Genomic DNA, 12319 nt, shown 5'->3' with positions numbered 1-12319 from the left:
TCCATGTCGCGCAGCTTGTGGACGAGGACCGCCAGGTCCCCGACATACTCCTCCCGCCGCGCCTCCGCGATCACCAGCTCCACGCCGTGAATGGTGTAGGACTTCGATCCCTGGATGAGGTCGTAGAGCAGCGAGATCTGCTCGGAGGTGAGGTCCTTGGCGAGGATGTCCGAGACGGCCCCCAGGTTCGCGCCGCAGGACAACAGATGCGCCGCCGCCTGGTAGTCGGATACGGTCGTCGAGGGGAAGATGAGCGAGCCGGTGTCCTCGTAGATCCCCAGCATCATGACGGTGGCCTCGTCCGCCGTGATGGGGATCCCGCGGTCTTTCAGGATTCCCACGAGGATCGTCGTCGTGGACCCGGCGGGGCGGATCACCTCGACGCTTCCGTGAAGGTCCGCCTCCTCGTCCGGGTGGTGGTCGTAGATGTGGAGGTCCACCCCGGGCCGGTTCACCACCTCCCGGAAGACGCCGATCCGGGCGGAGTTGCGGATGTCGACCAGGATCACCCGCGTGACCTTGGCGAGGTCGATCTCCCGCGCCTTGCGAACCTCCAGGGCGTAGAAGGCCGACTGGATGAGGAATCCCTTGACCGTCTCTTCCTGGGACCCCGGCAGGACGAGGACGGCTTCGGGGTAGAGCTTGTGGGCCGCCACCATCGAGGCGATGGTGTCGAAGTCGGCGTTGACGTGGGTGGTGATGACTTCCATTTCCTTCCAAGTATACAGAAAAGGGCAGGAACGTTCCCGTCCCTGCCCTTCCCGTTAAACCCGAATCCGCCGAGACTCACCCTTCGGCTGCGTCGCCTCGGAGGGGGACTCCGTTCGTGGCTCGCCGTGCGGTGAACCTGCACGGCTGCGCTTTACCTCACTGCGCCCCCCTCCTGCGACGACTCCGCCGGATCTTCCCGTCCCGACCTAGAACAGGGCCTTGAGGTACTCCCGGTTGAGCCGGGCGATGAACTTGACGTCGATCCCCTTCGGGCACGCCGCCTGGCACTCGTAGTGGTTCGTGCAGTTGCCGAACCCGCAATCCTGCATCGCCTGGAGCATGTTGGCGACCCGCTCGGCCGCCTCCACCTGCCCCTGCGGCAGGGCGGCGAACTGGGAGACCTTGGCCCCCGTGAAGAGCATCGCGGCGCCGTTCGGGCAGCCCGCCACGCAGGCCCCGCAGCCGATGCACTCGGCGGCGTCCATCGAATACTCCGCGTTGGGCCTGGGGACGGGGATCGCGTTGGCGTCGGGGGCCCCCCCGGTGTGCGCGGAGATGTATCCCCCCGCCTGGATGATCTTGTCGAGGGCGCCCCGGTCCACCATCAGGTCCTTGAGGATGGGGAACGCCCGGGCCCGCCACGGCTCGATGTAGATCGTGTCCCCGTCCTTGAATTTGCGCATGTGGAGCTGGCAGACGGTGGTCCGCTCCTGCCCGCCGTGGGGGACGCCGTTGATGACCTGCGAGCAGACCCCGCAGATCCCCTCCCGGCAGTCGTGGTCGAAGACGATCGGCGGTTTCCCCTCCTTGATGAGGTCTTCGTTCACCACGTCCAGCATCTCGAGGAAGGAGTGGTGCTCGGTGATGTTTTTCGCGGTGTAGGTTTCGAAGCGGCCGGGCTTGCCCGGTGCGGCCTGCCGCCAGACGATCAGCTTGAGGGTCATTGTCTTGTGCTCGCTGTGTCCGCTCATTATTTATAGCTCCTTACCGCGAGATGGACGTGCTCGAATTTCAGCGGCTCCTTGTGGAGCTCGGGCTCCTTGCCGATTCCCTTGAACTCCCAGGCGGCCGAATAGCAGAAGTTTTCGTCGTCGCGCTTGGCTTCGCCGTCCTCGAACTGGTATTCCACGCGGAAGTGGCCGCCGCACGACTCGTTGCGGTGAAGGGCGTCTCGGCAGAGAAGCTCGGCGAACTCGAGAAAGTCCGCCGTGCGCCCCGCGTTCTCCAGCTGCTGGTTGACCTCCGCGCCGTTGCCGGTGATCTTCACGTTTTGCCAGAACTCCTCCCGGATCCCCGGGATCTTCGCGATCGCCTCGGAGAGGCTCTCCTTGCTGCGGGCCATCCCCACGTTGTTCCACATCAGGGTGCCCAGCTCCCGCATCAACTCGGTGACCGTCCGCTTTCCGTTGATCGAAAGGAGCTTCTTGCTGTAGGCCTTGACGTCCTCGATCGACTTCTTGCACTCGGCGTGATCCGGCTTCACCTTCCCGGGCTTGGTCTGCGCCAGGTAGTGGGCGATCGTGTAGGGAATGACGAAGTATCCGTCGGCCAGCCCCTGCATCAGGGCGCTCGCGCCGAGCCGGTTCGCCCCGTGGACCGAGAAGTTCGCCTCGCCCAGGACGAACAGGCCGGGGAGATTGCTCATGGCATTATAGTCGACCCACAGGCCGCCCATGGAATAGTGGGGGGCCGGGTAGATGCGCATCGGCACCTTGTAGCCGTTCTCGTCGGTGATCCGCTCGTACATCTCGAAGAGGTTACCGTACCGCACTCGGATCGTGTCCTCGCCCAGGCGCTTGATCGAGTCGGCGAAGTCGAGGTAGACTCCGCGCCCGCCGGGCCCCACGCCGCGCTTGTCGTCGCACTGCTCCTTCGCGGCGCGGGAGGCGATGTCGCGGGGGGCCAGGTTCCCGAAGCTCGGGTACTTCCGCTCGAGGTAGTAATCCCTCTCCTCCTCGGGGATCTCGTTGGGGCCCCGTTTCTCGCCCTGTTTCTTGGGCACCCAGATCCGGCCGTCGTTGCGGAGCGACTCGGACATGAGGGTCAGCTTCGACTGGTAGTCGCCCGACTGCGGGATGCAGGTGGGATGGATCTGGGTGTAGCAGGGATTGGCGAAGAACGCCCCCTTCTTGTGGGCCTTCCAGATGGCGGTGACGCTTGCCCCCATCGCCATCGTGGAGAGGTAGAAGACATTCACGTAGCCGCCCGTGCACAGGCAGACCGCGTCGCCCACGTGGACGCGGACCTCGCCGGTGACGAGATCGCGGACCGTGATCCCCTTGGCCTCTCCGTCGACCACCACGAGGTCGAGCATCTCGGTGCGGGGAAACATCTTGACCGTTCCCAGCTTGACCTGGCGGGAGAGGGCCGAATAGGCGCCCAGCAGCAGCTGCTGCCCGGTCTGCCCCCTGGCGTAGAAGGTCCGGGACACCTGGGCGCCGCCGAAGGAGCGGTTGTCCAGGTAGCCGGCGTAGTCGCGGGCGAAGGGGACGCCTTGGGCGACGCACTGGTCGATGATGTTGTTGCTCACCTGGGCCAGGCGCCACACGTCCGCCTCGCGGGCGCGGAAGTCGCCCCCCTTGATCGTGTCGTAGAAGAGCCGGTAGATGCTGTCGTTGTCATTGGGGTAGTTCTTGCCGGCGTTGATCCCCCCCTGCGCCGCGATGGAGTGGGCGCGCCGGGGGCTGTCCTGGTAGCAGAACGCCTCCACGTTGTAGCCCAGCTCGCCGAGGGACGCGGCGGCGGATGCCCCCGCGAGGCCGGTGCCGACCACGAGGATCTTGTACTTGCGCTTGTTCGCGGGATTCACCAGCTTCATCTCGAAGCGGTGCTTGTCCCACGTCTTTTCGATCGGTCCTGTCGGGCATTTTCCGTCGAGTATCACAGGGGACCCCCTATTTGGTCAAAATGCCGGCGAGGATGAGAACCGGGATGGCGCTGTACCCCACCAGGAAGAGCACGCTGATCAGGTTGCCCAACATCGTTACCTTCGGAAGCGTCTTGTCGTTGCTGCACCCCACGGTCTGGAAGATGCTCTGGATTCCATGGCTCAAGTGGAGAAACAGGGTCACCATGGCGGCCACGTAGATCAGGGAGATCGGGGTGACCCGGAAACTGGTGAGCACCATCTTGTAGACGTCGCCCGGGCGGTTGGCGACCGCATCCGGCAGGATGTCCGGCGTGACCCGGACCGTGAACTGCAGGAGATGGTAGACGAGGAAGGAGAGGAGCAGGACTCCCGTCCAGATCATCGTCTCTCCGGCGAAGGTCGCCTTGAGCTTCTTGCTGACGGCGTACTTCTCCGGGTTCGCCGCGCTGTTCTCCAGCGTCAACTGGATGCCGAACCAGACGTGGATCGCGAGCATGAGGAACATGAAGCCGCGGAAGATCCAGACCAGCGGGCCCAGGCTGTGGAGCTTCTCGGCGTACGTGTTGAGCGCCCCCGGGCCGATGAAGATCGTGGAGTTCCCCAGCAGGTGCACGGTGACGAAGAAGAGCATGAAGAAGCCGGTGACCCCCATCAGTACCTTCCGCCCTACGCTGTTCGTCATGAATCCCATGACACTACCCCTTCTCCATGGATTTTTCTTCTCGAGGCGAAGATTGTATTCTGCATACACGCCGTTCCGCTTTTCTTTATATCGCCGTCCGACACGAATCGCAATAAAGAATCGAGGATTATTTTTTGCGGAAAATTCCCTATCCCCTGGGGTGGTGTTTCCGGTGGACCTCCCGGAGCCGCTCCGGCGTCACGTGGGTGTAGATCTGCGTCGTCGAGATGTCGGCGTGCCCCAGCATCGTCTGCACGGCCCGCAGGTCCGCCCCGCCCGCCAGCAGGTGGCCCGCGAAGGAGTGGCGCAGGGTGTGGGGCGAGATCTTGATCCGGATCCCCGCCGCCCGCGCCCACTTCGCGATCCGGTTCCACAGCGTCTGGCGGGTGATCGGCCGCCCGAGGCGGCTTAAAAACAGCGCGTTGGTCGCCTTTTCCCTCAGGAACTTCGGCCGCCCGTCCTTCCCATACTCGCGCAGCGCCGCAAGGGCCGCCTCCGCCACGGGGACGACGCGCTCCTTCCCGCCCTTGCCGAGCACGCGCAAAAAGCCGGCGTTGGCGTCCACGTTCTCCATCCGCAGCGTGACGAGCTCCGAGGCGCGCAGCCCCGCCGCGTACAGGAGCATGAGCATCGCGCGGTCGCGCATCCCCTCCGGCGTGGCGCGGTCCGGCGCCGAAAGGAGACTCTCCACCTCGGTCACGGTCAGGTATTTCGGGAGGGGGCGGCCGATGCGGGGGCCCCGCGCCGCGGAAACGGGGCTTGCCGGGAGAAACCCTTCGCGCTCCAGGAACCGGAAGAACGACCGCAGCGAGGAGACGTGCCGCGCGATGCTGCGCGCGGAGAGCCCCTCCTCCCGGAGCGCCGCGAGGAACTTCAGGTGGTGGACGCGGGAAAATTCCTTCAGGGAGATGGAACCGCCGGAGAGGAACGTCGAGAACCGGCGAAGGTCGAAGGCGTACGCCTCCAGCGTGTTCGGGGAGAGCCGCCGCCCCGTCCGCAGCTCCACGAGGAACGCGTCCACGAGGGCGTCCGTGTCCATGGGCTGCAAGGAGGCCTTCACCTGCGGCCGGCCGCGCCGGGGACCTGGACCTCCCCCTTGTCGTCGTCCGCCGCGGAGTCCAGGATGCGGGCCGTAACCGTCTCCAGGTCGATCACCGCGCAGGTGGGCCTGCCGCTCACGAACCCGCACGCCTCGCCGGGGTTGATGACCAGGGCCCTGCCCACGCGCATCGTCAGCGGCCGGTGCGTGTGCCCGAAGAGGATGAGGTCGAATTTCCCCCCATCGCCGATCTCTCCCTGGAGTTCGTCGAACGCATGGGACATGAGGATCTTGCGCCCCCCGATCTCGCAGAGATAAGGCCCCCGGTGAAACCGGTTCCCCGAAACCGCCTTCAGCCCCACCCGGTTGACGTCGTTGTTCCCGAAGACTCCCAGGAGCGGGATCCCGCAGGCGCGGAACGGCTCCAGGACCAGGGGGGAGCAGACGTCGCCCAAATGGAGGACCGTCTCCACGTGCTCCCGCAGGAAGACGGAAAGGATGTCCACGGCGCTGCCCCGGTTGTCGTGCGAGTCGGAGAGGATCCCCACCTTCACCTTCGCCCCCTCACTCCCCGATCGCTTCGAGGAGCGCGGCGCGGATTTCCTCCAGCCGGCCCTCGTCCGTGATTTTGCCGAGGCCCCGGTCCGTCAGATAGAAAACGTCGGCGACCTGGTCGGCCTTCGTGGAGATCTTCGAGAGGGCGATGTCGATCCCCATTCCCGTCAGTGTCCGGGTGATGTCGTACAGGAGGCCGATGCGGTCGTAGGTGAAGATGTCCACGACGGTGTAGCGCGAGGAGACCGAATTGTCGAAGACCACCTTCGTCGGGCGGTACCTGGATACTTTTTCCCGCACGAACCGGGCGATCTTGCGCTCGGCCACGAGCTGCTCCACCGTGGTCTCTCCGCGCAGGACGGCGGAAAGGTCCTGGAGCACCCGCTCCTTCTTGTCGTCGCCTTCAAGACTTTTCCCCAGGTAGTTCACGTAGAACGTATCGAGTGCGACCCCGTCGACCGATGTGGCGATCGTTGCGTTCAGGATGTTGATCCCGTTGACCGACAGCGTCCCGGCGATCTTGGCGAAAAGCCCCCGCTGGTCCTTCCAGACGATGTTCAGCTCCGAGGCGCCGGATTCCGGGTAATCGACCGCCTCGACCCGCGGCGCGGTCCCGTCGAACCCGGAAAGGAGTCGAAGGTGATCGGAAAACCGGCCGTCCGGCGTCCCCAGGAAGTAGCGGTCGTCGAACCGGGAGAGGTACCGGTCGACCTCCGCCCGGGAGAACGCCGAGAGCCACTCCCGCACCTGCTGGCGGCGCTGCAGGGGGCGCTCCTCGTACACCCGCTTGAGCTTCCCGGTCTCCAGGATGTTCTTCGCCTTGTCGTAGAGCTCGGCCAGGAGCATTGCCTTCCACTGCGTCCACACTTCCGGCCCTACCTCGCGCAGGTCGGCGTAGGTGAGCAGGTAAAGCTGGTCCAGCCGCGGCTGGGTCGTCACCACCTCCGTGAACGACAGGACGAGTTCGATGTCGTGCAGGTCCCGGCGCTGGGAGGTGTGCGCCATCAGGAGGTGGTTCTCGACGAGGAACACGAGGTCCGCGACTTCCGACTCGGAAAGCCCCATCCGGGGGCCGATTCTCCCCACGATCTCCGCGCCGATCCGCGAATGCCCCTGCCCCTTCCCCTTCCCGATGTCGTGCAGGAGAATCGCGAGGTTGAGCAGGTCCTTGCGGGAGACCGACCGGTAGATCTTCAGGAACTCCTCTTCCTCCTTCGTGCGCCGGTCCGCGTTTTCCAGCCCGGAAAGGACGCTCGCCGCGCGGATGGAATGGATGTCCACGGTGTAGACGTGGTAGATGTCCCGCTGCACCTTGCTGTACAGGGGGGCGAACTCCGAAAAGTAGCGCCCCAGGAACCGGCACTCGTTCATGGCCAGCAAGGTTTCCCTCACCCAGTGCGGGTCGGAGAGGATCTCCAGGAAAAGCCTTCCGGCCCGGGGGTCCTCCCGGAACTCCTGTCCGGCCGCAGGAAGCGCCCGCTGGATCTGCTTCTTCGCCTCGACGGAGAGGACCGAATGGGTTTTCTGCATCGTCCGGAAGAATTCGAGAATGCTCACCGGGTCCTTGTGGAAGGAGGAGCTGTCCTTGAGGCTCAGCTTCCCCCGGTAGAGGATCCCGGCCCCCGCCATCGTCTTCCTGTGGATCGAGAAGAAGGGCTTGCGTCCCCCCTCCGGCAGGAACCGGTCCACCTCTTCCAGGAGCTCGTCGGCGAGGTGGGCGACGGAAGCGGCGTGCATGTAGTACGCCCGCATGAACCGCTCCACCCCGTAGTGCTCGCCGAAGGTCCGGTAGCGGAAGAGGTCGGCCATCTGTTCCTGGACCTCGAAGGTCAGGACGTCGGTCTTCTTCCCCGTGAGGATGTGCAGCTCGTTGCGGACGCGCAACAGGTAGGACAGGCCGTGGTGGATGGCCCGGATCGTGTTGGAGCCGACGACCCCCTTGTTCCGCAGGTCGAGGAGGGTGCGGCATTTGTACTTGATGCGCGCCGTCCAGATGGCGGTGTGCAGGTCCCTCAAGCCTCCCCTGCCCTCCTTGACGTTGGGCTCGAGGACGTACACCGTGGAGCCGAACTTCGCGTGCCGGTTCCGCATTTCCCTGATCTTCTTCTCGATGAACTTGTCGGCGTCCGAATAGAAGAGGAATTTCTCGATCTCTTTCTCGGCGTCGCCGAAGAACGGTTCGTCCCCGGCGATGAACCGGTAGTCCAACAGCGCGGTCCGGATCGAATCGTCGGCCGCGGCCATACGGACCGTCTCCTTGACGTTGCGCACGCTGTGCCCCACCTCCAGGCCCAGGTCCCAGAGCGGATAGAGCATCCATTCGGTCAATGCCTCGACGTAGCGGTCCAGCTTGCGGGGGTGAAGGAACAGAAGGTCGATGTCGGATTTCGGGCACAGCTCCTTCCGGCCGTACCCCCCGACCGCGACGACCGCCATGCGGTACTCGAGGTCCGGCGTGACGGACAAGAACCGCTGCCGCCCCCGTTCGTGCAGGGCCCGCAGAACGACGTCCATGGCCTCCGAATAACACCGGCAGGCGTCGACCCCGTTGCACTTTGCGAACCGCTGCTCCTCGTGCAGAACGGAGAGTGTCCCCGAAAGATACGCTCTCAGGTAATCGAGGAACTCGCGGTCGGACAGCCCTTCCTGCGCAGGCGGGAGCATGAAGACGGGCAAGGTCATGGCGGCTCTCTCACAGGCCCGCATGGGCCAGCGCGCCTTTTTCCCCGTAGTAGCGGATCGCCTCGACCACGCTGTCGGCGATGGTCGCCAGGTATTCGGGGTCGTACAGGCGGGCCTCTTCCCGCCGGTTCGTGATGAACGAGGCCTCGACGAGCACCGCCGTCATCCGTGCCCCCACCAGGACATAGAAGGGCGCCTGCTTCAGCCCCAGGTCGGCCACCTTGCCGAACCGGCCGTTCACGTTCTTCACGATGGCGTCGTTGACGGTCTTCGCGAGCCTCAGGGATTCCTTCTTCCGGCCGTAGGTGGACAGGTCGTCGATGATGAACTTGACCGCCGAGAGCTTCGCCACGGGGACGCCGTTTTCGCGTGCCGCCAGCTCGAGGGAGTGGCGGTCGCTGCTCGCGCGGCTCAGCACGTACGTCGATATCCCTTCCGCCTTGCGGTTCGGACTGGCATTGATGTGCAGCGAGACGAAGAGGTCGGACCGCGCTTCGTTGGCCATCGCGGTGCGCTCCTCGAGGGGGATGAACACGTCGCTGTCCCGCGTCATCTTCACCTCGTAGGCCCCGTCCCGCCGCAGGAGATCCCGGACCCTCCGGCCGATCGCCAGGACGACGTCCTTCTCCCTCAGGCCGGTCGGCCCGATCGCGCCGGGATCCTTGCCGCCGTGCCCCGGGTCCAGCATCACGCGGATCTTCCCCCGCGAGGGGGCGGGCCTCGGTTCCGGGGTTTCCCGCGGCGCCGCGGATCCGGCGGGAGCCGCGGTTTCCGTCTTCCCGTCGATATCGATGATGACGCGGAAGGGATCCGTCATCGTGAAGACCCGGTAGCTGCTCTCCCTCTCCAGGTCGACCACTACGCGGACGACCCCTTTCCGGAACCGGCCGGCGCGGACGACCTTGAGCAGGCCGTTGCGCACCTGGACGGGCGTCTTGAGGATCTCCTTCCGGATGTCGGCTCCCTGGAGATCGATGAAGATCCGAGGCGGGAGGTTTCGCTCCGGGTCGGCGCGGAGGAAGTTCGCCTCGTACGGCGCCTCGTCCTCCAGATCGATGGCGACGCGCGTGTACTCCTCGTTGGTCCAGAACCGGATGCCGGAAACCGTGGCGGGGCGCGGGGAGGGAAGCGACAGTTGGGGCAGCGACAGGAGGAACGCGGCCAGGACGGCCGCCCGGAAATATGGCGTGAGGGGGCTCACGGTCTTCCCTTCAGTATCCTCTCTTTCCACTCCGCGAGGCGAAGGAGCGCGTCCAGTGGAGAAAGCCGTTCCGGTTCCGTCCTGCGGATCTCCTCGAGGACGGCCTCCTCTTCCGAGGTGCGTCTCCCGCCGAAAAGCTCCATCTGCGCGGCGGCCAGCTCTTTCGCGGCGCCCGGACCGGCGATATTGGGCAGCCCGTACTCATTATACTCGGCGGATTCGAGGTTTTTCAAAATATCTCGGGCGCGGGCGACCACGCCCTCCGGGATCCCGGCCAGGCGGGCGACCTGGATCCCGTAGGACTTGCTGGCGCTCCCCGGGTCGATCCGGCGCAGGAAGATGATGTCCCCTTGCCACTCCCGGACGGCCACGTGGAAGTTCTTCGCCCGGGGGGACGTTTGCACGATGTCGGTGAGCTCGTGGAAATGGGTGGCGAACAGCACCTTGGGCCGGTGGGGAGAATCGTGCAGGTGCTCGGCGACGGCCCAGGCGATGCTCAACCCGTCGAAGGTGCTCGTCCCGCGACCCACCTCGTCCAGCACGACCAGCGTGCGGAGGGTGAGCCCGGAAAGGATCCGCACCGTCTCCCGCATTTCGACCATGAAGGTGCTCTCGCCCCGCGAGATGTCGTCGGAGGCCCCGATCCGCGTGAAGATCCGGTCGACGACTCCGATCTCCGCCTTCTCGGCGGGGACGAACGATCCCATGTGCGCCAGGAGAACGATCAGCGCGACCTGCCGGATATAGGTGGACTTGCCGGCCATGTTGGGGCCGGTGAGGATGACCATCTGGCACCCATCGGGGAAGAGCCGGCAGTCGTTGGGGACGAAGGCGTGGCGCCCCAGGATCTTCTCGACGACGGGGTGCCTGCCGTTCTCGATGACGATGTCCCGGCCGGCGTTGACGACGGGCCGCTCGTACCCCTCGGAGGCGGCCAGCTCGGCGAACGAGAGCAGGACGTCGATTTCGGCCACGCCTTCCGCCGCGCGTACGATCTCCGGCAGGAAGGCCTTCAGCTCCTCCCGCAAGGCAAGGAACAGCTCCTCCTCCCGGGCGTTGCGCTCTTCCTCCGCCCGCAGCACCCTCGCCTCGAAGTCTTTCAGCTCCGGGGTGATGAACCGCTCGGCGTTGACCAGCGTCTGTTTGCGGATGTAGTCGTCGGGGACCCTGTCGAGATGGGACCTCGAGATCTCGATGAAATAGCCGAACACGCGATTGTAGCGGACCTTGAGGTTCGAAATCCCCGTGCGCTGCCGCTCGCGTTCCTCCATTTCCGCGAGCATGTTCTTTCCATGGGTCAACAGGTGCGCGAGCTCGTCGACGCGGGGGTCGAACCCCTCCCGGAGGATCCTGCCTTCCTTGAATCCTGCGGGAAGCTCGTCGCGCAAGGCAACGGCGATCTTCCCCACGGCGGCGGAGTGGTCGCCCACCTTCTCCCTTGCCTGCATCAGAAGCGGGGAGTTCGCGGCGGAAAGCCCCGACCGCACCTCCGGCAACAGCTTCAGCGCCTCGGCCATGGCGGCGATGTCGCGGGGACCCGAGCGATCCTGGGCGAGCCGGGAGGCCAGGCGGGAGAGGTCCGCCATCCCGGCGAGGCGGCGGGCAAGCCCCTGCCGGACGGGCTGCGCCTCCACCAGCTCGGCGACGGCATCGTGCCGCTCCCCGATCCTTGCGGGGTCGACCAGGGGCGCGGACAGCCACGCCCTCAAAAGCCTTGCCCCCATCGGCGTGCACGTGCGGTCGATCGCCCATAACAGGCTCCCCCGCCGCTCCCCCGACAGGGTGGAGAAGATCTCCAGCGTCCGGACCGCCGTCTCGTCCATGGCGAGGTAGCGCCGCCCCTCCCGCTCCTGCACGCGGGCGATTTCGGCAAGGGCCGCCGGCTGGTGCAGGTGGAGATAATACAGGGCCGCCCGAACCACGCCATGGGCCGGGTGCTCCCGACCCGGCAACCCCGCCGGCTCCGCCGGCGGGGTGAACCCCTCCACCGCTTCGGCGGACAGGGAGGAGTGGAGCTTCCCTTCGAGGATCCGCCGGAACCGGTCCGCGGGCGATTCCCCTTCGCCCGCAAGCGAGACGAACTCCGCGGGCGCCAGCCGGAAGAGCGCGTCCGCAAGCGCTCCTTCGGTGTCGCACGCCTCGTAGAAGAACTCGCCCGTCGTCGCGTCGAGGGCGGCGTAGGCGAACGGCGGGAGGAACCGGACGGCCGCCAGGAAATTGTTCCCCCGCGCGTCGAGGCATTCGTCGTGGAACACCAGGCCGGGCGTCACGACCTCGGTGACCTCCCTGCGGAACAGCCCCTTGCCGCCCGGCTCCTCGATCTGCTCGCAGATCGCCACCTTGCACCCCTGCCGGATGAGCTTGGAGAGATAGGCGTTGCGGGCGTGAACCGGGATCCCGCACATCGGGATGTTCGATTCCTTGTCCCGGCTGGTCAGCGCGATGGCCAGGAGGCGCGAGGCGCGGATGGCGTCCTCGAAGAACATCTCGTAGAAGTCGCCCATGCGGAAGAACAGGATGCAATCCCGGTAGCGGGACTTGATCTCCACGTACTGCCGCATGGCGGGTGTGAGCTGCATC

The 12319-nt window shown here is 65.7% G+C and carries 8 protein-coding genes and 1 pseudogene; all 9 read right to left on the bottom strand.

The features are described from left to right. Nucleotides 1–710, bottom strand: a pseudogene (locus A2Z13_11020) (polya polymerase). Between the two features lie 207 nt (nucleotides 711–917). Next, nucleotides 918–1655, bottom strand: a complete 738-nt coding sequence (locus tag A2Z13_11015; protein OGP79915.1) for a succinate dehydrogenase — start codon at nucleotides 1653–1655, stop codon at nucleotides 918–920. Between the two features lie 26 nt (nucleotides 1656–1681). Next, a complete protein-coding gene (gene sdhA, locus A2Z13_11010; protein OGP79913.1) occupies nucleotides 1682–3595 on the bottom strand; it encodes a succinate dehydrogenase flavoprotein subunit in 1914 nt (637 codons plus the stop codon). 10 nt (nucleotides 3596–3605) lie between these two features. Then, complete coding sequence (locus A2Z13_11005) at nucleotides 3606–4271, bottom strand: fumarate reductase (protein OGP79912.1); 666 nt, start codon at nucleotides 4269–4271, stop codon at nucleotides 3606–3608. 139 nt (nucleotides 4272–4410) lie between these two features. After that, nucleotides 4411–5301, bottom strand: coding sequence for a site-specific tyrosine recombinase XerD (locus A2Z13_11000; GenBank protein OGP79914.1), 891 nt, complete (start codon nucleotides 5299–5301; stop codon nucleotides 4411–4413). 17 nt (nucleotides 5302–5318) lie between these two features. Beyond that, a complete protein-coding gene (locus A2Z13_10995; protein OGP79911.1) occupies nucleotides 5319–5855 on the bottom strand; it encodes a hypothetical protein in 537 nt (178 codons plus the stop codon). Nucleotides 5856–5865: 10 nt separating this feature from the next. Continuing rightward, nucleotides 5866–8562 carry a [protein-PII] uridylyltransferase gene (locus A2Z13_10990; protein OGP79910.1) on the bottom strand — a complete coding sequence of 899 codons (2697 nt, stop codon included), beginning with the start codon at nucleotides 8560–8562 and terminating at the stop codon, nucleotides 5866–5868. Next, a complete protein-coding gene (locus A2Z13_10985; protein OGP79909.1) occupies nucleotides 8549–9739 on the bottom strand; it encodes a hypothetical protein in 1191 nt (396 codons plus the stop codon). Before A2Z13_10985 ends, A2Z13_10990 begins: the two co-directional genes overlap by 14 nt. Then, a complete protein-coding gene (locus tag A2Z13_10980) occupies nucleotides 9736–12318 on the bottom strand; it encodes a DNA mismatch repair protein MutS (protein ID OGP79908.1) in 2583 nt (860 codons plus the stop codon). Before A2Z13_10980 ends, A2Z13_10985 begins: the two co-directional genes overlap by 4 nt. Nucleotide 12319 lies beyond the last annotated feature (1 nt).

This window comes from Deltaproteobacteria bacterium RBG_16_64_85, from assembly GCA_001798885.1.
Taxonomy (GTDB): Bacteria; Desulfobacterota; Deferrimicrobia; order Deferrimicrobiales; family Deferrimicrobiaceae; genus FEB-35.
Note: the sequence above shows the minus strand (reverse complement) of the source record. Positions and strands in the feature narration are given on the sequence as shown.